The 20,231-nt window shown below is 47.4% G+C and carries 15 protein-coding genes; 8 read left to right on the forward strand and 7 right to left on the reverse strand.

Annotation, left to right across the window (positions count from 1 at the left end):
• The gene (locus C1N53_RS19875; protein ID WP_137760973.1) at positions 1 to 510 is read left to right on the forward strand and encodes a GNAT family N-acetyltransferase; all 510 of its coding nucleotides are present in this window, start codon (positions 1 to 3) and stop codon (positions 508 to 510) included.
• 42 nt (positions 511 to 552) lie between these two features.
• Here C1N53_RS19875 and C1N53_RS19880 read toward each other — a convergent pair whose 3' ends face one another.
• Complete coding sequence (locus tag C1N53_RS19880; RefSeq protein WP_240773295.1) at positions 553 to 2,604, reverse strand: hypothetical protein; 2,052 nt, start codon at positions 2,602 to 2,604, stop codon at positions 553 to 555.
• A gap of 147 nt (positions 2,605 to 2,751) precedes the next feature.
• On the opposite strand from C1N53_RS19880, the gene C1N53_RS19885 reads away from it, so the two are divergent.
• The gene (locus tag C1N53_RS19885; RefSeq protein ID WP_137760975.1) at positions 2,752 to 4,008 is read left to right on the forward strand and encodes a sodium:proton antiporter; all 1,257 of its coding nucleotides are present in this window, start codon (positions 2,752 to 2,754) and stop codon (positions 4,006 to 4,008) included.
• Here C1N53_RS19885 and C1N53_RS19890 read toward each other — a convergent pair.
• Entirely contained in the window at positions 4,005 to 4,820 is an 816-nt protein-coding gene (locus tag C1N53_RS19890) for a hypothetical protein (RefSeq protein ID WP_137760976.1), read from the reverse strand. The genes C1N53_RS19885 and C1N53_RS19890 overlap by 4 nt on opposite strands.
• A 144-nt stretch (positions 4,821 to 4,964) precedes the next feature.
• Complete coding sequence (locus tag C1N53_RS19895; RefSeq protein WP_168194066.1) at positions 4,965 to 7,286, reverse strand: S46 family peptidase; 2,322 nt, start codon at positions 7,284 to 7,286, stop codon at positions 4,965 to 4,967.
• A gap of 279 nt (positions 7,287 to 7,565) precedes the next feature.
• Between C1N53_RS19895 and yidD the strand changes: the two genes are divergently transcribed.
• The 3 genes from yidD (at position 7,566) to C1N53_RS19910 (ending at position 10,199) form a co-directional block, all read left to right on the forward strand.
• Positions 7,566 to 7,787, forward strand: coding sequence for a membrane protein insertion efficiency factor YidD (gene yidD, locus C1N53_RS19900; protein ID WP_137760977.1), 222 nt, complete (start codon positions 7,566 to 7,568; stop codon positions 7,785 to 7,787).
• Between the two features lie 129 nt (positions 7,788 to 7,916).
• The gene (locus C1N53_RS19905) at positions 7,917 to 9,389 is read left to right on the forward strand and encodes a DUF5687 family protein (protein ID WP_137760978.1); all 1,473 of its coding nucleotides are present in this window, start codon (positions 7,917 to 7,919) and stop codon (positions 9,387 to 9,389) included.
• 114 nt (positions 9,390 to 9,503) lie between these two features.
• The gene (locus C1N53_RS19910; protein WP_137760979.1) at positions 9,504 to 10,199 is read left to right on the forward strand and encodes an ABC transporter ATP-binding protein; all 696 of its coding nucleotides are present in this window, start codon (positions 9,504 to 9,506) and stop codon (positions 10,197 to 10,199) included.
• Positions 10,200 to 10,225: 26 nt separating this feature from the next.
• Here the strand turns inward: C1N53_RS19910 and C1N53_RS19915 are convergent, their stop codons facing one another.
• The 3 genes from C1N53_RS19915 to C1N53_RS19925 form a co-directional block, all read right to left on the reverse strand.
• Positions 10,226 to 11,644 (reverse strand): alpha/beta fold hydrolase, encoded by a 1,419-nt coding sequence (locus C1N53_RS19915; RefSeq protein WP_137760980.1) that lies wholly within the window; start codon positions 11,642 to 11,644, stop codon positions 10,226 to 10,228.
• Between the two features lie 174 nt (positions 11,645 to 11,818).
• Entirely contained in the window at positions 11,819 to 12,481 is a 663-nt protein-coding gene (locus tag C1N53_RS19920) for an SdpI family protein (protein ID WP_137760981.1), read from the reverse strand.
• Between the two features lie 3 nt (positions 12,482 to 12,484).
• On the reverse strand, positions 12,485 to 12,739 hold the full coding sequence (locus C1N53_RS19925; RefSeq protein WP_137760982.1) for an autorepressor SdpR family transcription factor: 255 nt from the start codon (positions 12,737 to 12,739) through the stop codon (positions 12,485 to 12,487).
• 191 nt (positions 12,740 to 12,930) lie between these two features.
• Here C1N53_RS19925 and C1N53_RS19930 point away from each other — a divergent pair, with 191 nt between their 5' ends.
• A complete protein-coding gene (locus C1N53_RS19930) occupies positions 12,931 to 13,953 on the forward strand; it encodes an AraC family transcriptional regulator (RefSeq protein WP_137760983.1) in 1,023 nt (340 codons plus the stop codon).
• A gap of 3 nt (positions 13,954 to 13,956) precedes the next feature.
• Here C1N53_RS19930 and C1N53_RS19935 read toward each other — a convergent pair whose 3' ends face one another.
• A complete protein-coding gene (locus tag C1N53_RS19935) occupies positions 13,957 to 14,916 on the reverse strand; it encodes an NAD-dependent epimerase/dehydratase family protein (protein WP_137760984.1) in 960 nt (319 codons plus the stop codon).
• Positions 14,917 to 15,289: 373 nt separating this feature from the next.
• On the opposite strand from C1N53_RS19935, the gene C1N53_RS19940 reads away from it, so the two are divergent.
• The gene (locus C1N53_RS19940; RefSeq protein ID WP_137760985.1) at positions 15,290 to 19,231 is read left to right on the forward strand and encodes an AAA domain-containing protein; all 3,942 of its coding nucleotides are present in this window, start codon (positions 15,290 to 15,292) and stop codon (positions 19,229 to 19,231) included.
• Positions 19,232 to 19,319: 88 nt separating this feature from the next.
• The gene (locus tag C1N53_RS19945) at positions 19,320 to 20,189 is read left to right on the forward strand and encodes a hypothetical protein (RefSeq protein ID WP_137760986.1); all 870 of its coding nucleotides are present in this window, start codon (positions 19,320 to 19,322) and stop codon (positions 20,187 to 20,189) included.
• Positions 20,190 to 20,231 lie beyond the last annotated feature (42 nt).

Raw genomic sequence — 20,231 nt, forward strand, 5'->3', positions numbered from 1 at the left:
ATGCAAACGATCATTGGAAATATTACTTTAGCTGCTATGCTGCCTGAACATTACGGGCAGGTAAAAGAAATCTACGCGCTTGGTATTGCTACCAACAACGCTACTCTGGAAACAAATGCCCCGGAGTGGCCGGAGTGGGATGCAAAGCATCTGGCTGCTTGCCGATTGGTTGCACTGCAAGAGGAGCAGGTTGTAGGATGGGCTGCCCTAACGCCTGTTTCAGGAAGATGCGTGTATAGTGGTGTGGCAGAGGTAAGTGTCTATGTGCATCCGGCTTCAAAAGGCAGAGGCATAGGTAAAATGCTACTATCTAAATTAGTAGAAGAATCAGAGGAGGAAGGATTTTGGACACTACAGGCAGGCATCTTCAAGGAAAATGAAGCAAGCATACAGCTGCATCAAAAGTGTGGGTTCAGGCTGATAGGCGTGCGGGAACGACTGGGGCAACTACACGGACAGTGGCGGGATATCTGCCTGCTGGAGCGGAGAAGTAGTAAAGTAGGGTTATAAGCTTCAAAAAGATGCCCTACATTTTAGAGACACAGTTGTATTTTAAAATTTATACCGCACCTGCGCTTTTACATCCGATCTTCTGGGGCCTTCTATTGTTTCCAAACCTGAACCGATGGTATCCTGGTTACGGTAATGCATAATGCCGTACTTTACCCAAACATCCATCTGGCGCATCAGGCGTAGCTGAAGCAATCCATACAGCCGGGTGCCTCTGCCGCTGAAGGCAGGTATGGAAAAAGCATAGAGCACATCCCGTTCAAAAGCATAAATGCGTGTGTCGTAGTTATCAGTATCAAAAATGGCGTAACGGGTGCTGAACCGGAAGCGGCTGAAATTAAAGTTTATATCTTGTGCAATAAAATAGCCCGTGCTTTTGGGTGTTTCCAGCTCAAAGCTGCTGAATTGCACCCGCGAACGCAGATTTACCATTTGAGTAGGAGAAAACTCATAGTAGAGCAGGTAGCTTGTGCGCTCGGCCTGTCCCACATAATCTATATTGGTTATATTGTCGGCCACGTTACGGCCTTTACTTTCTGCACGTAGCTGCGCATACAGGGTAGTTTGTTTGTTCGGCCTGAAGAGGAGGCGGGCCAGGTATTCATCACCGTGCGAAGGCGCATCTACACGGTAGCGCAGCCACGGAAAACGGAAGCGGTCGTAGAAGGCGGTAAGCTCCCACTTGGGAAAAGGTTTTATTTTGATGCCTGTATAAAAGCCGCGTTCATTTATGTTACGGGTGCTTTCGCTAAAGGCGTTGCCGTAAAAGCTATGGAAATTCCGGTCGAAGTAACGATACAGCATAGCCAGTTCAACCTTATTCGACAAGTTGGCAACAAGCCCGTTTATGGTTCCAAGGCCACCACTTTTCGACAGAGCTGTTTCTCCAAAGAAGTATACATTCTGATAGGTATAGCTATAGTTTGCACCAATGTTCAGGTTGCTGGTGCCTTCAAACTCAAAGCGCTGGTAAGGCGCCCCTGCTTTCTGTATGCGGTTGCTATAGTTGGTTGCTACTGTTGTAACACCTGCCAGAAAAGATCTGTTACGGCTCTGGTAAGTAATATTACCACCTGCTATTTGCTCCCGCACCCGCCCTTTGTTGGTCAGTTCGGTAGGCGTACGATGGAAGCCTGTGGTTTGTATTCCCGTGAAAAAATCACCGAAGTTCTCTAGAGTATCCAGCTGGGCCTGCAGGTTGGCATCTACGCGTTTACTGGAATAGAAGCTTGTTATATCGATCTGGTCTGTCAGCTTGTAAGTGGCAGCGGCTCCCCTGAAATAGGCATACTCCAGTACAGAGCTGTATGGCCGGATGCCCAAGTTTGCGCGACTTACGGTAGTAATGGTTTCGCTTCCCTTGCCTACGGTATAGCCAGAAGATAACAGTAGCCCCTGCCCAAACTGCAGCTGATAGTCGCCCAGCGCAATCGTTTTAAACCGGCCTTTGTTGTACAGCTGCAGGTGAGCCGAATAAAAGTCGAAACCATAGCGCCGGGTATCGGGGTCCCAGATAAATTGCTCTCCTGCATCTTTTTCGGCTGTAATGCCCAGGCTGTAATCGCGGGTGTGGCTTACACGGTAGCGCATAAAGAGTTTTTCAGGAGAGCCTACATAACGACTGGTAGAGCGACTGTTGGGGTCTAGTGGCGTATAGCCCCGGCGTTCCTGCAGGGTACGTTCATACCTGAAAACAAGCGCATTGTTGTCTTCTCCTACAATACGCTGCCACAGCGGGCGTTGGTCAGCATTAAGCCCTGCATCATCTACCCGTACAAAATACACCAGCTTGTAAATGGTAAGCATGTCAAAATCAGGCACCGCCTGTAGTTCGTAAATGCTCAGCAGTTTTCCGTTTTCGGCTATATAACCAAAGAAAGAGGCAATTTGCGGACGCGATAAAATAAACAGGGAAGCCAGTTCTTCCGGGTTCGTATTGTTCAGGTCGATGGGGCGCTGGTAGTACTGAAAAAGCGTCTCGTAAAAGTCTTCGTAGGGCACGTTCTCGTCTTCCTGCTGCGCAAAAAGCTCCTGCACAAACAGGTCGAAGTCGAAAAGCTGGCGTGGATAATCCTGCGCCTTTAGCGGCGCCATCAGAAAAAAACTTAACCAGCACAGGAGTAAACTTCGTACCATAGGCAGATAAATTCTTGATGTTTACTTGTCACCTGGCGCACCTACAGGCTAAAAGTAACAAGCAGTAAATAATTAGCTTACTATACTTCAGCTAAAAATTGTTACATGGAGCTTTTTCACGTCCTATCAGCTGTATTGGCTGCCTCTGCTTTTTTTGCCTATATCAACCAGAAATTTATCAGACTGCCTGGTGCTATCGGGTTACTGCTGGCGGGGCTTTTTGTGTCGCTGGTGGTGCAGGGTATAGGTATGGTATCGCCTGCTTTTATAGAGGTGGTCAGAGCCAGGCTGGAAGCAATAGATTTTTCTGATTTCCTGATGGATTTTATGCTGAGCTTCCTGCTTTTTGCCGGCGCACTGCATACTGATCTGGAAAAGCTGTCGGCATCAAAGTGGCCTGTACTTACTTTTGCTACGGTTGGGGTACTTATTTCTACTGCAGTGGTGGGTACTTTGTTTTACTACCTGCTGCAACTGATGGGCATGCCGATAGATTATATTTACTGCCTCATTTTTGGTGCCCTTATTTCGCCTACCGACCCGATTGCCGTGCTGGGCATACTTAAGAAAGCCGATATACCCGAATCGCTGGAGGTAAGTATAACCGGCGAATCTTTGTTTAACGATGGGGTAGGAGTGGTTGTCTTTACATCGCTATACATGATTGCCCAAAGAGGTGCAGCAAATATTGAGGCATCATTTATAGGAGAACTTTTTCTGGAGGAAGTAGGAGGCGGTTTGGTGTTAGGCCTGGTGGTGGGGTATATTGCATTTAGGTTTATGCGAAAGATAGACCACTATCAAACGGAGGTACTTATTTCGCTGGCGGTGGTAATGGGCGGCTATAGCCTGGCGCAGATACTGCATTTTTCCGGACCACTGGCAATGGTAGTGGCAGGGCTTTTTATCGGGAACCAGGGCATAGAACATGCCATGAGCAAAACCACTGCTGATTACCTGCACAAGTTCTGGGAAATGGTAGATGAGATTTTTAATGCTATTCTTTTTGTGCTGATAGGCTTGGAGCTGCTGCTGATCGAGTTTCATGCAATTTATCTTTTAGTTGGTTTTATTACAACTGGCATTGTGCTGCTGGTGCGCTATATTGCCCTTGCCGTTCCTTCCTTTGTGTTGCGCCTTAACCGGACCTTTGCGCCCAATACCTTATCTATTATGACATGGGGCGGCCTGCGTGGGGGAATCTCTATTGCTTTAGCGCTTTCGCTTGCCCAGGAGATGGAGCGGGAAGTGATTACGGCCATTACATATGCGGTGGTGCTACTTTCGCTGGTGGTACAGGGCTTAACTATAGAGCCGTTTATCAGGCGTGTATCACGAGGTGTGGTAAAAGAAAAAATTTAATTGCGAAGTTTATAGGAGACAGATAAGTGGTTGCTGATGCCAAGTAAAGTAGTGGAGCCAAAAGCATAATCTACCTGTAGCTGCCGAGCCTGAAAGCCTGCACCAAACGTAGCTTTATTGGTTTCGGAGGAGAAGCCGGTGCGTACCGCCAGTTTTTCCTGCAGCAGCAGGTACTCCAGGCCAGCTTTGAAATCAGCCGCAAAATCGATGTGCTTTTCTGTTTCTACCAGCAGTACTACTCTCTGGTATGGGCGATAGGAGAGGCCGGCTTTCATAATAGTAGGCAACCGTTCATCTTCAAACTCGGCCAGTTTTGCCTGGTTAATATTGTAAGCATAGGCACCAAAGTTCAGGTCGGGTACAATTTCGGCTTGCCCGCCTACCGACAGAGCTACGGCTTTTCTACTGCCGTACCCCTGTACCGCCACCTGCCATACATCTACTTTGCCGCCCAAACTAAATTGCCCTAATTTATGGCCTAGGCCTAAACCAATGTGCTGCTGGCTAAAGAGCTCATCGCCAAACCGACTCAGGCTGAGCCCATAATTGCCATAACTAGCAGTAGGATAAACGGCCTGTAGTGCAACTGTAGATAAGGCCCGCATGCCAAACCTGTTTTCGGTGTAAACTCCAAACTGTGCCTGTTCCAGGCGAGCAATACCAGCCACGTTATTATGCAGTCCCCAGATATCTGGCAGTGTTACAGAAGCATTGCCCAGTGCAGCCGCCCGGGCACCGGCAGGTATATCGGCTTGAGCGTAAGCGAAGTAGGGAGATAAGAAAATCAGTAAAAGGTATAGTTGCTTCAGCATGAAAGGCTATTACCTGTTTATTGGCATTATGTATAGGTATTATTGTACGGAAGTTGACAGCGTTAATGTTTAAAATTCCAGGTGAAATAAAACAAAAAAGGCGCTAAGTATACCTCAGCGCCTTTTCCTGTAGAAAAGTTAAATCTAGTTTTTCACTTCCAGCTTTACTTGTTTCTTACCTTCTTTCTTTTTGATCTTAACACTGGATTTGCCGTTTGCCAAGTCAGCTTTTGCCTCGTTTACCGCTTCTTCTAACAAGTTAGAAGAACCAGCGGCCGTACTTGCAGTAGCATCTGCAGAGCCTGGGCTGTTGGTGTCTACAATCGTCATTTCGTTGATCAGGTTCGTAGCGCCTGCATACTTATCAATCATGAACAACAGGTAGTTTGAGCTCATGTTAATGCAACGCTTGTAGTCCGGGTCGTATACCAAGTCACCGGTCATGGCTTCCCAGTTACCGTCGAAAGCCAGACCGATCAGCTCACCACGACCGTTAATCACAGGAGAACCGGAGTTACCGCCCGTGATATCGTTATCCGTGATAAAATTTGTGATAAGCTGTCCGTCTTTGGTTGCATAGCGGCCAAAATCTTTGGCTTGATACAATTGCTTTAACTTAGCAGGCACCACAAACTCTTCGTTGTTCGGATCTTCTTTCTGCATAATACCTTCCAGCGTAGTATAGTAGTTATAGGTAACCCCGTCGTAAGGCTTATAATTTTTTACATTGCCATAGCTCAGGCGCAATGTAGAGTTCGCATCCGGGTAAAATACTCTGTCTGGCTGCTGCTCACGCAGACCTGCTACATACAAACGGTTGGCTGTATTCAGCTTGGCATTGCTTTCTGCAATTTTGGGAGCAATGTTAGCAGTATAGTTTTCGATGATAGGCTGTACCACCTGGAAAGCCGGATCATTCTCCAGTTGCTTTTGGGTAGGGTTTGCCAGGAACTGATTCAGCTTTTGTTGCGCTACCACAAAAGAGTTATTATATACATGGTCGGCCAGCTTCTGGAAGTTGCCGTTGTACTTCTTCACCAGGTTCTTAAAAGCTTCCGGCTGCTGATCTTTCGCAATATCTTCGTAGTAGTACTGCAGCAAAGCAGCGAACACCTTTTTATCGGTTGCGGCATTGTAATCTTTGAAGTGTGCCTCAGCCCTTGCTTTTATGTCGTCTGCCGCTTTTTTAGCTGCAGCCTCATTTCCTGATTTCAGCGCATTGTAAAGCGGCATCATGCGGTAAGCAAACAGCAACGATTCAGTGCCCAGTATAGCTTCGTTCAGGTATACAGAGCCCAGGTTATACTTTTCGATGTTGGCGTAAGCTTCGTCGATATCTGTCAGCACATTGCCATAAAGAGCTTTGCGTTGCGCATCGGCATTTGCCCAGGCCTGGAACTTCTGCTCATCTGCCTGCTTACCTTCAATGGTTTTCATGCGCTTGATACCCTCGTTCTGGCCGATAGAGTATTTGTAGTAGTTGGAAGTAGAGGCGTATTTAGAAGCATATTTAATGCGTGTTGCAGCATCTTTATCCATGTCTTCTTTCCAGAGGGCCAGCTTTTTCTCACGTAGTTTAATACGGGTTTTGTTCAGGTGATCCACCTCCAGTTGCAGTCCTTGTGACGTCATAAAACGCTTGGTGCGGCCTGGGAAACCGAAAACCATAGCAAAATCGTCCTGTTCTACACCGCCAATGTTAATAGGCAGGTGGTGCTTTGGTTTGTAAGGCACGTTGTTCTGGCTGTAAGCAGCCGGTTTGCCATCCGGGCTCATGTATACGCGGAACATAGAAAAGTCGCCTGTGTGGCGTGGCCACATCCAGTTGTCGGTGTCGCCACCAAACTTGCCAACCGACGAAGGCGGAGCACCTACCAGGCGCACGTCGTTGTAACGCTCGTACACGAAAAGGTAAAACTCGTTGCCGTTAAAAAAGTCGCGTACATAAGTCACATACTGGCCATTGCTGCTGGCTTCTTTAGCGATTGCCTGCATGCGCTGTGCTACAGTTTGTGCGCGCTGCTGCTCTGGCGTTGCATTGGTAATGCCTTCCAGCACCTGGCCGGTCACATCATCCATCCGCACCAGGATGTCTACAAACAAATCTTCGTTCGGAAGCTCCTGCTTGCGATCCATGGCCCAGAAGCCATCGGTCAGGTAATCGTGTTCGGTGGTAGAGTGCGACTGAATGGCACCGTAACCGCAGTGGTGGTTGGTTAATAACAAGCCTTCTTTAGAAATAAATTCCCCGGTACAAAAGCCGCCAAATTGCACAATGGCATCTTTTAAGCTGGAGTTATTTACGTTGTAAATTTCCTCGGCTGTAAGCTGTAAGCCCTTTTTCTGCATGTCGGCATGGTTCAGGCGCTTAATGAGCATAGGCAGCCACATGCCTTCGTCTGCTTTGGCCGCAAATGGAGCACTTAGCGAAACTAAAAGCAGGAATGATAAAATTCTTTTAAACATGTATTGTGTTTAGTTTAGTTAAAAAATTCATCTTTACACGGCATCTTCTTATAGCCATCGTGCTGCGTAAAAGACGTGTAAACATGACTTGCTGCAAATTTAGCAAAAACTGTGCAGTATTTCTTAATGCTGCAATATAGTTGCAAATATATAGGTTAAAGAAAATGCACAAGGTTGAATTTGAGAATTGACTTTCCCATAAAAGGGTAACCGGAAGGGCATTGTGCTCATCAGTTCTGATGCAGATTTCTAACTTTTAATTTGGCAAAGCCTTATAACATGAAGTGGCTCTTACAGAAGCTTATATTAGGCCTGATATGGGTATACCAGCACATGATATCCCCGCTCACTCCTGCCAGTTGCCGTTATACACCTACCTGCTCCACCTATGCGGTGCAGGCCGTAAAGAAGTACGGGCCTTTTAAAGGAGGCTGGATGGCCTTAAAGCGGATTGGCCGGTGCCATCCCTGGGGCGGGAGCGGTTACGATCCGGTGCCCTGATAATTTACCTGGGATGAGGAAGCAATCATCCTGCCACCAACTGCTTTTTACGAAAGAAATAGTATAATACTTGGCCGGGGATAGGGAAATGCCTATATTGAATAGACTTACAACATTTTCCTTTTCCTCATGTTTCTGACACTGTTATCACACCAATGGCTGGAAACCCGACGCTCTTCGGTATTCCAAAAAAACAGAGCTGTTAACATTATTCTGGGTGTTCTTATTGCTTACTTCGGGCTGAACTTCCTGGTGCTGGGCTTTTTTGTAGACAACCTGCTGCTGGAGATGTACCCGGGGCAGCATCCTGTTTGGGTGTTTAACGGGTTCATGTTCTTTTACTTTTTAGTTGATCTGTTTATGCGGTTCATGTTGCAGGAACTGCCTATTCTATCTATTCAGCCCTACCTGCACCTGCCTCTTCCAAAAGGCAAGCTCATTCATTTTGTGTTGCTGAAATCTATTCCGAGCATCTTTAACTTTTTCCTGCTGCTGGTATTTGTGCCCTTCCTATTCGATGCAGTTATACCTGCCTATGGTACAGGCGTGGGAGTAATATGGCTGATCTCTTTATTATTGCTTACCTTTTTTAATAATTTCCTGCTCATCTACTTTAAACGGCAGCTGAGCACCAAACCCGTTATGACGCTTTACTTCGGATTGGCGGTGGTAGGCCTGATACTGTTGGATTACCTGCACGTATTTTCGCTACGGGAGGCATCCAGTATTGCCTTCGACTATCTGTTAGAACAGCCCTGGCTGGTTGTGCTTCCTGCCTTGCTGGTATTGTTTGCCTACTTTTTGAATTACAAGTTCTTAAAAGCCCACACGTATCCCGAAGAAATTGCGGTAAAAAAAGAAACAAAGGCATCAGGCGGAGACATTGCTTTTCTGCAGCGCTTTGGTGATGTAGGCAAACTGATTGCGCTGGAAATGAAGCTGATCTGGCGGCACAAACGCTCCAAGTCTATCATCACTATTTCGGCTTTGTTTATCTTTTATGGCCTCATCTTCTATAATAATCCTGTGTTTCTTGATGGGTTTGCCATGCTCATTTTTGTAGGCATTTTTACAACAGGCATGTTCATGTTTAATTACGGGCAGTTTATCCCAAGCTGGCAGAGCGCGCATTTTGATGCATTACTCTCCAGGCGTATCTCGCCTTACCAGTTCTACCAGGCAAAGTTCTGGTTTTTTGTTCCTGTTACGTTTGTCGCTTTTCTGCTTACACTGCCTTATGCTTTTATAAGCTATAAAATTATTCTGATCAATTTTGCTGCGTTTCTTTTTAACATAGGCATCAATGCGTTTGTGGTATTTTATTTTTCAGTGTTAAACCGCAACAGGTTAAATTTAAGTGGTTCTGCTTTTAGTTGGCAGGGAGTAGGCGCTTCTAAATTTGTAATGCAGTTGCCGCTTATGTTGCTGCCCCTGATTGTTTATGCTCCTTTTGGTTTTCTGGATATACCGTATTGGGGAGTGTTTGCAATAGGGATTATCGGCCTGGCCGGATTTGTTTTCCACCGCCAGTTGCTCCGGCTAACAACCCAGCGCTTTGTGGAGCACAAGTATAAAATTGCGGCAGGCTTCAGACAGAGTTAAGAAATCCAAAGCTTACCGATAGTATATCATGCGCTTTCAGTATAGTTTACAAGCAGCGAATTGTGCATTCATAATTTATATTTTCTAATTTTTAATTTGGCGAAGCCATACACCATGATTGAAGTTAAGAACCTGGAGAAGGCCTACAATGGCAAAACAGTAGTGCAGATACCTGCTTTAAGTATTTCGGCAGGCGAAGCCATTGGTTTGGTTGGTAACAACGGAGCAGGCAAAACAACGCTTTTTCGCATGATCCTGGACTTGATTCGTCCGTCTAAAGGAGAAGTTTTTTCGAAAGGAGTTAATGTTGCTTTATCCGAAGAGTGGAAAACCTATACAGGTTCACACCTGGATGAAGGCTTTTTAATTGATTATCTCACACCCGAAGAATACTTCAAATTTGTAGGTGACCTGCATGGGCTTTCCGACGGTGACATCACTGAACGTCTGCAACCCTTCCTGGATTTCTTTAATGGAGAGATACTGAGTCAGCGAAAGTACATCCGCGACTTCTCGAAAGGCAATCAGAAGAAAGTAGGTGTTGCCGCCGCCGCACTCATTAACCCGGAGCTGCTGATCCTGGATGAGCCATTTGCCAACCTCGATCCAAGCTCACAGATTCGCCTGAAGAACCTGTTAAAGCGGCTGCGCCAGGAAAAGAACATGACCATGCTTATCTCCAGCCACGACCTGAACCACGTAATTGAAGTGTGCGAACGCATCGTTATTCTGGAGAAAGGGCAGGTAGTGCAGGATATGGCTACGACAGAAAACACACTGCAGGAGCTGGAGACTTATTTTACAGTATGAGTAGAACTGTGAAGCAGGAGTATCTCCTACTTCACAACACCCTTCACCCACTGTGTAATGGTATCCAGCGCTACAGGAGCCATGGTTTCCTGTATTTTCGCATACTCTGTGTGCAGGCCTGTAGTGGCTGTCTGAAAAATATGGTTAAGCCCGGGCAATTCTTTAACAGTATATTTTTTATTGCCTCCTGCTTTCAGGGCTTTTTCAGTAGCAGGGAGATTCTGCGCAGCTGGCACCTGCACATCTTTGCTGCCGTTCAAAGCCAGTACCGGCATTTTAAGTTTCTGTAAGGCGGGTGCAGGATCGTAAGCTAAATAATAGCGCATCCAGGGGCTACTTAACTGGGCAACAAGTGCTTGTTCGCTTTGAGGAGTTAACCCCAGTTGTGCTTTTTCCTGTTCGTTTAACCGGGTTTTGGCCTCCTGTTCCAGTTGCCTGATTTTCTTAGAAGCTTCAAATACATCCTGTTCAGTTGCAGCAATCTCAAATTGGGCTTTGCGCAGGTTTAACAGCTTTTGCAAAAGAGCGGGATCTGCAACAGCTTGTTTAAAAATGGCTTCATTCTGGGCTAAAAGTAATTCTGTGCCAGGCACGGCGCCTCCTGCCATTAGCACTACAAAAGCAACATCAGCATGTTGGGCGGCTACACTGGCAGCTATATTAGCTCCTTCGCTAATGCCCAGCACGCCAATCTTTTTAGGGTTGATACCGGCCTGTGTTTTTAGAAAAGCATAAGCAGCCATGCCATCAGAAGTAAAATCTTTTGTAGTGGCGGTGGTAGGGTTTCCTCCCGATTTGCCTGCACCCCGGTCATCGAGCCGTAGCACGGCAATCCCCTGCCGTGTCAGGTGGTCGGCCAGCACCAGGAACGGCTTGTGCCCCAGTAGGCTCATGTCTCTGTCCTGTGCGCCGGATCCCGTAAAAAGGATAACGGCAGCGTGCGGACCTTTGCCCTGTGGAAGTGTAAGCGTGCCAGCCAGCGTAATGCCAGCGTCCTTGTTTTCAACTGCTACTTCCTTCTCCTGGTAAGGGAAAGGCCGTTGCGGCTCCTGCGGTTTTCGCATGGCAGCAGCTGCTCCTTTACTGATGGGAACAGGAACCGACATGCCCGCTTGTTTCCAGTGCCCGTCTATGGTTTCAGGACCGGTTATTTTACCTGCATACTTAATACCGCCTACATGGCTGAAGTCTAAGTAAAGGCTGTCGGAGGTCAGGCGTACTGCCTTGGCGGGGATATCGGCTGCGCCCTGGCCAGGTATATCCATGGTAGCGGCAAGAGAGCCGTCTTCAGCTGCTTTAATGTGAAAGATCAGGTTTAGTTTTGCTCCATCCGGATCTATTATACCACCCCAATCCCCTATAACCTGATCTGATTTAACAAGCTGCTGTGCAAAAGCTGTATGAACTAGAAGTGAAATGAGAAAAAGCAGTGGAAAGCGGTTCATAAAATTCAGGTTTAGTTTATGTATAGTTTGCAGATCTGCTCAGAAAAGTAAAAGCACGTAAATGTTTTGTAGAGCACGACATTGCTTATCGGAATGTAAGGTTATACTTTTCAGATTAACCCAAAGAGCAAGAAAGTCTTTTACCCCCTTGCCAAGGTGTCCTTTGCCTACTATCTAAAGCTTAAGTTGCCGCTGTTCTTTCCGTAGCTCCAGGTAAGAGTAAACAGTTGGGATAAGTGAGACAGCCGCAATAGTGGCTATAAAAAGAACAGACTTAAAGGTACCTTGTGGTAGAAATGAAGTCAGGATAATCAAAACGCCACCCAGCACCCATAGGCGGCCGCCCATGCGATGCGTTTTCTTCCAGACAGTCTCACTCTCCAGCGTCCAGGGTGTGCGGATACCAATAAAATAGTTCGGCTTTAATGCCTGAAAATAATTGCCCAGCACTATAAATAAGCCACCGATCAGGATAAACAGCAGGTTTGGGCTAAAAGTCTCCCGGCTGCTGGCGCTATAGATAATCAGCACAGCCAAAGCAGACATAAACAGGACCATCAGCAGGCGGAACCGATCATATTTGCTGCCCATATTTTCGATTTTCCCTTTTGGGTCGAGCTTCGGAATGAGCAACAACAGCAGGTTGATAAATACAGTAAGCCCGAACACGATCCCGATTAATCCTGTTTTGCTGCCCCAGCCATTGGCTTCGCCTTGCAGGTTAAAGTGAATAGGTACACGCTCCGGCAGTTCATCCCATACCCATGCGAGGTACACAAAGGGTAGCAGCATTGCAAACCATATTGCTATTTCTCGTGAAAGGCTTTTCAATGTCATGAGTCAGCTTTTTAATGTAATCATCCATTTCAGTATATCATCCAGAACAGTAGTATTAAGTGAATAAATTACAAACTGCCCTTTCTTTTCCGATGTAACGAGCTCTGCCTGGCTCAGAATATCCAGGTGATGCGAAATGCTGGGTTTGGTAATGTTAAAAGCCTCAGCAATTTCACCTGCTGTCATATCCTTCTCCTTTAGCAGGTTCAGGATATCACGCCTGGTCTGGTCGTTAAGGGCTTTAAATACTTTGTTCACTGTTCTGTTAGGTATTTAGACAAATATCTAAATATTATTTTTTATTTTCTGCATACTGGCTAAATATTTTTCTCTGAAAGAAGTTAAGCCATATATCTAATTTGTGTTTGCTATCTTCGCCAGAGTATGTTTAAATTCTATTCTTGGCGCTGCAAATAGCGCATAATGTCATCATGCTCTAAAAACAGCTTATGCAACCACACGAACATACCTTAAGTGCTTCTTCTGTAAATCTGGTGCTGCATGTGCTGCAGCTGCAGGGCTATCGTGCTGCGGAACTTTGCCGGGAGGCAGGTATTGCAGCAGAGCAGCTACAGGATGTAAACGCACGGGTAACAATTGCGCAAATGGTGGCGCTCTGGAAAGAGGCGGCACGCATCACACAAAATCCGAACATTGCCTTGCAGATAGGCGAAGCTGTTAACCCCACTTCGGCTGGTATTATTGCCTATGTTATGATGAATGCGCCTGATCTGCATGAGTCAATCAGGAAGCTGTGTAAGTACCAGGATATTGTGTGTGAAGGTATCCAGACAAGCTTTGAAGTAAAGCGGCAGGAAGCGCATGTGGTATTGCAGGTAGTAAGCCCGGCCTTAACAGAGCCAAGGTATGCCATCGATTGTGAAATGGTAATTTACAGCAGTGCTTTTGCTGCACTGGTAGGAGAAAAGATACCGTTTAAGCAAATCAGCTTTGCTTATCCTAAACCTGACAGTACAGAAGAACACCAGCGCATTTTCGATAATGCAGAACTGTTATTTGATATGCCCCAGAGCGGGTTCGTGTTTGATGCGGAGTGGCTGGCAAAGCCTGTCGTAAGTGCTAACCCTGAGCTGAACCTGCTGTTTGAGCAATATGCGAACGAGTACCTGCAACGGCTGCGGGAACCCAAAAGCATTACCGAGCGGGTGCAGCGGGAACTGGCTCAACTGCTCAAAGGAGAAGAACCTACCATCACGACAGTATCTCGTAATCTGGCCCTTAGTATCCGTTCGCTTCAGGCCAAACTGCAGGAAGAGGGTACTAGTTACCAGGCGCAGTTAGATGAAGTACGCAAAGAACTGGCTATCCGCCACCTCAAAAGCGGGATGCATACTGTTTCAGATGTAGCTTACCTGCTTGGTTTCTCAGAGCCCAGCGCCTTTTCCCATTCTTTTAAAAAATGGACAGGCCTGCCGCCGCAGCTTTACAGGCAGCAGGTGCTTATTCCTTAACACTTATTTTGCATCGTATTCCCTGAACCATTGCAACGTATCCTGTATGGCTTCCGGCATTGGGGTACGGTGCAGCTGAGGTAAAGCCTGCCGTAGCTTATCATCGCGCAGGAGCACGGTGTTCTGCCAGAGGTAAGCCATTTCCGAAATCTCCTTCATCATAGGCATCAATAAACCCAGAACAGAAAACATGGCTTTGCTATAAAGTTTATGCGTCGGTTTGGTGCCTGCCATAGCTGCAATTTGCGCCTGCCATTGTTTTATGCTGGGCACTACTTCGCCTGCATAGTTGTAAAGTGCATAGGGTTCTGGCTGCGGAAGTTTGGAGAGCTCATAAAAGGCAAGCGCTGCATCGGGTGTGTACACAAGCTGGTGCGGTATATCGTTGCGGTACAGCCAGGGCATGGCCTTCCCGTGCAAGGCGCCTCTAAAGACAGGAGCAATTCCTTCATTCAGTACGTTCGGTCCCCAGAAATCCGGAAGCCTTACATTAATTACCTGGCATTTGCCTGCAGCAGCTTGTTTAAGCAGTTGCTCCAGCTCTGCACGAATAGCGCCTTTCCGTGTGTTGGGAGCTTCAGGACTGGTCTCTGTGATTTCGCGGGTAAGGCCATAGTTGTAAATATTGCCAGGAAAAAGAATGGTGGCTTTGTTTACAGCTGCGGCATCTATAACATTTACTGTTACCCGCTGCATATTGCCCTGCCATTTCGGGTAAGGATAGTTAATGCCATGAAAGATGTGAGTAGCCTGAGCACCCAGCTGTTGTAGCAGCTCTTTATGCTGCGCATCACCTTCTGCAAACTGTAAATTGGCAGACACCGGAAAAAGCTTCTCGGCTTTTTTCCTGTCCCTGACAAGTAAAGTTACCTGCTCGCCCTGTTGCAGCACCTCCTTTGCAAATGCATAACCAATGCTGCCCGTGCTGCCTAAAATTAAATAGTGTCTGTTTTGCTGTGCCATCTGCTTTAAATTAAAGTACACTACAAAGCTATACTTACAGGTAGCCTTCCCTCTTGACAGAAGCTGCAAACAACATGACCGATCGTGCAAATATGGATGGGGCGTGAGAAATTATAAATCAGAAATACTTTAGGAATGCCTTTGGCTGCACCATTGTTAAACTAAACCCTGAGCTTTATCGTCAGATCATGGGTTCTTGTTATACTTCTTGTGTATTTGGTGCTTCCAACTCTGCTCAAAACCTGTTAACTTGCCTGATGCCGTTCTCCGTTTACAGGAAAACCTGAAGTATGAGACATGCCGTATCATGCACGGCGAAAGCTTCGCACTGTCTTATGGCTCACATCCTGTGTCTTTTGTTTGAGCATTCAAAATGAAAAACATTCTCAAGAACTACCGCCGTCGGCTCCTGAACCTGAGTGCTAATAATAAGGCGCTGATGCTCTTGCGTTTGTCTAAAGAGATGCATCTGGATGTGCAGGAGCTGGACTTTTTAAACAGTGAGTCTGCTTTCAGTATCATACAAAGACTGCTTGCCGGAAAGCAAAAAATACAGCTTTGCCCTTATGCAGATAGCCGCTTTGCACCAGTAACACCTGTGAGCCGACAGCTGCGGCAGATAAAACGAAAACAGGAAATGCTGTTTGAGGAGCGGGGCAGCAAAGAGTTATACCTGGGTTGGCCTTTTGTGCATGGCAGGTTTACGGATGGCACAGTAGCGCGTTGCCCTTTGCTGTTTTTCCCGGTACAGCTGCAGGTAAATGCGGCGCAGGAGTGGGAGCTGGTGCAGGATACTATGCAGCAGGCACACTTTAACCAAAGCTTCTTGCTGGCCTATGCACAATATATGCACGTACCTGTGGCAGAAGAGCTGGTGGAGTTCGATATAAGTTCTCTTTCGCAGGACCCGCTGGACTTTCGCACCAAGCTGTACGAACTGCTTAAAGAATGCAGGCTGGCGGTGCATGTGGGGCGGGAGCTGTTTGCAGATAGGCTTGCTCATTTTAAAGCGTATAAGAAGGCTGATTTTGAAGAAAGAATAAAGCCAGGGCAACTGCACCTGGAGCAGGAAGCCGTACTGGGCATTTACCCACAGGCAGCTTCTTACCTGGTGGCTGATTACGACGAGCTGCTGGAGCGGGAGGAGCTACAGCAGCCTGAGGATCTTTTTTCTCAGCCTGAAACAGAACGAGCAGGAAGTGCACAGGCGCAACATACCTTTACCGTGTTCGGGTTGGATGCTTCGCAGGAGGTAGCGCTGCAGCAGGTCAAGCAGGGGAAATCGATGGTGGTGCAGGGGCCGCCCGGAACAGGTAAATCGCAGCTTATCTGCAACCTGGTTTCTGACTTTACGGCCCGAGGCAAAAAGGTGCTGGTGGTGAGCCAGAAGCGGGCAGCCCTGGATGTGGTGCACCAACGGCTGGCTTCGAAAGGTCTGGCTGATTTCGCTGCCCTGGTGCATGATATACATGCCGACAGAAGAAATATTTACCAGCAACTTCAGCTACAGGTAGAGCAGGTAGAGGAATATCGTAAACAAAACCTGGCCCTGAACAGCATCTATACCGATCGGCGTTTTCTGGAAGTAAGCCGTGGCATTAACAAGTGCATCCAGACATTAGAAGCCTTTAAGCAGGCGCTCTTTAGTACAAGCCGGTGCGGCTGGTCTGCCAAGGAGTTATACCTGCAAAGTAATTTGTCAAGACCTCACCTGCGCTTGGGCACTTTGTACAAAAGATTTACAGCCGATACCTTAGTTGAATTCTTGCCTCGCCTCCGCAGCTACCTGGAACAGGCGCAGGTGTTTGAGCAGCAAGATTTTGTACTGAAAACACGGCACAGTTTGAAAGGCTGGGGCTGGGCGGAACGAAATCGGCTGGAGGGGCTAATCGATACTATACGGCCTAACTATACTTATTGGCAGCAGCAATTAAGCCACTGCAGTGGCTACGCCTTTGCCTGGGAGCAGCTGCCCGTGTTCTTAAATGCCCTGCCAGTTATCACACAACTACAAAACTTGCTGCAGCACAAAGAAGTAGCAAGAGCCGTGCAGCAACTGGTACAGAAAAACAGCAACATTAAAGAGCTGTCGGAGCAGGTAAAGCAGTTACACGACTTATACATGGTTTGCCCTGCGCCTGATGCTGCTATTCCGGAAGGGTTAGTAAATGAGGTGAACCGTGCTTTAATAGCTTATGAGCAGCAGCATGTAAACTTTTTTAAAGGTATAGGGTGGGCCTTTTCCGTTGATAAAAAAGTGCTAAAGCAGGCGCTGTCGCGATACAACTGGGCGCTAACGGAGGCAAACGTGGGTAAACTCCGGTATCGGCTGGAGCTGAGAGAGCAGGCAACGCAAATGATCAGCTTTGTGAATAGTAGCCTGGCAGTTAAACTGAGTTTAGAAGATAATCCAACGCCAATGCTGCAAAAACTGCAGTTGGCAGAGCAGGCGCTAAAAGCCTGCCAGTTGCTCCGGCAACTGCATAAGCATCAGGTGCTGCATAAAGCGCAGTGGGAGCAAAGTAGCCTACAAGAGCAGCTAGGTTTGCTGGCAGGCGCAGTTAATAACTTGCAAGAGCTAACCCAGGAGTGGCTGCAGTGGTTGCCCGGTGAGCAGGTAATGCAGTTGCTAAGGGATGATCAGCATAAGGAAATCCTGCTAAAAGCACTGCAGCAGCATTTCGAAACGCTGGTGGCGTACGACACGGCTTTTGCATCTTTTTCAGAAGCTGAAAAGGAAGTAGTACAGCAGGTCGTAATGCAGAAACCGGAATCGGCAGAGGAGGGAGTAGAATTGTTTCTGAACGGGCTATACCTGCATTGGCTCCAGGATCTGGAGCAACAGGAGCCGGTTTTGCGGCTGCCTTCGAGCGGAGAACTACATACCATAGAGCAGGAGCTGCAGCAGTTGCTGGCAGAGAAAAGTAAGCTGAGCCAGGAGATTGTGCTGTCGCGGTTGCGGGAGCAGACCTACCGGAATATAACGTATAACCGCCTGGGAAATGCCGTTACCTACCGAAGGCTACAGGCACAGGTAAGCAAAAAAAGAAGCCTGTACCCGATCCGTAAGCTGCTTGCCCTGTTCGGGGAGGAGGTGCTGGACCTGGTGCCCTGCTGGTTGTGCTCTCCTGAAACAGTATCGGCCATAATGCCGCTACAGGCCTACTTCGACTTAGTTATTTTTGATGAGGCTTCGCAATGTTTTGCCGAAACAGGTATACCCGGTATAATGAGAGGCAAGCAGGTGGTGGTGGCCGGCGATGAGCAGCAGCTAAAACCAACCGACATTTACCGCACCCGCTGGGCTACAGCAGAAGACGAAGAAGAGTTTTCGGCTGAATCGCTGTTGCAGCTTTGTAACCTGTACCTGCCAAACGTAATGCTTACGCAGCATTACCGCAGCCAGTACCCGGAACTGATCGACTTTTCGAACAGCCGTTTTTATAAGGGCAAACTGGAGCTGGTACCGCATCGCCACAACCTGAATGCTGCCACACCTGCCATCGCGTTTATAAAGGTAAACGGCCTCTGGAAAGAGAACTGTAATGTGCCTGAGGCAGCCAGGGTAGTGGAACTGGTACTGGAACAGCTAAAAACAGGACAGACTGAAATAGGCGTTATCACATTTAATTACCCGCAGCAGCAACTGATACTGGATCTGCTGGAAGAACAGGCTATGCTACAGCAGGTGCTCTTGCCCGAAGCTTTGGTAGTAAAGAATATCGAAAACATACAAGGTGATGAAAAAGATCTGATCATACTTTCTGTCGGGTATGCACCAAATGAACAGGGGAGGGTAGTAGCACAGTTCGGTAGTCTGAGCCAGGCAGGAGGCGAGAACAGATTGAATGTAGCAGTTACACGAGCCAGAAAGCAGGTGCTGGTGGTAAGCAGTATCTATGCAGAAGAACTGCAGGTTGATGCTGCCGTGCATGCAGGTCCGAAATTGCTGAAAGAATACTTGGCCTATACTCGTGCTGTTTCTGAAGGAAAGTATGCGCCTGCTCCCCGGCAAGTACCTATGCCTGCGCATTATCCTTCTCTTAAAGAAAAGTTAGCGATGCAACTGCCGTTACTAAAGCAGGAGCTGCCTTTCGCCGATCTTTCGGTAAAGCAGGAGCAAAAATACATGGGCGTCGTTTTAACCGACGACGATCTATATTATAGCCAGCCATCGGTGCGCCACCACCATGCCGATTTACCCAAACAACTACAGGAGCGGGAGTGGCCGTATTGTAAAGTGTATAGCCGGGAGTACTGGGCAGATGCAGCCAAGGTGCTGGAGCGGCTAAAGATGAATGTATCGTCAGAATAGTTTCTGATACCTCAGCATCTGAAAAGTATCGTATCTATACCCATTCTTGCGCATGAAGTATACAGCTGTGATTTGCCCCCTAAAATAGATGACTCAATTATTTACTATTTATGTATACCTGCAAAGTTTAATTTGTGGTTGTAGCGGCGACAGGTGGCATAGCGATTTTGTGCGGCTACGGAAAGATTATAAAGTGAAAGTGCAGCGGATTGCTACTGTGGATGAGGGTATACTAGAAAGTTCCGGTCTGGCCCATGCCTCCGACAGCACCTTCTGGACACATGGCGACAGTGGTCTTAAAAGCGATCTTTTTCTGACCAATTTAAAAGGAGACTTACTAGATGTTGTATCGCTGCCTGTTTCTAACTACGATTGGGAAGACCTGGCCAAGGATAAGGCCGGTAATTTATACATTGGAGATTTCGGTAACAACGCCAACACACGCACCGACCTGCGGGTTTATAAAGTACAGGCAGGTACTATGGCAGTAACAGATACCATTAACTTCCGCTTTGCCGACCAGGAGGTATTTCCGCCGCCATTCAGAAAAAGACATTACGATCTGGAGGCTTTCTTTTACCGCTCAGATAGCTTGTACCTCTTTTCCAAGAGCAGGGCCCTCTTTAAACCGATCACAAGACTGTATAAAATGCCTGCGCAGGCAGGAGAATACGATGTGCAGCCCCAGGAAGAGCTAAGGTTGCAATCTCCTGTTACCGCTGCCGATATAGCTCCTGCAGAAGATGCTTTTGCTTTGCTGGGCTACGGCAGGTTATACCTATTTAAGCCGGCCAGTGCTGCGGGTAAGGTTAACTTTAATGGGAAACGCTACTGCCTGCCCATTGGCAGAACAGGTCAGGCAGAGGCGGTGCTTTACCTGTCTCCGGGCCAGCTGCTTGTATCCAATGAAAGAGGAAAGTTATACCTGGTAACGTTTGCGCCGAGGCATCAGAATTAACCAACTATATAGCAATTGCCGTAGTATAGCAGAAGCATCATC

Origin of the sequence: Pontibacter sp. SGAir0037 (assembly GCF_005491705.1) — a bacterium.
In the GTDB taxonomy this organism is placed as follows: Bacteria; Bacteroidota; Bacteroidia; order Cytophagales; family Hymenobacteraceae; genus Pontibacter.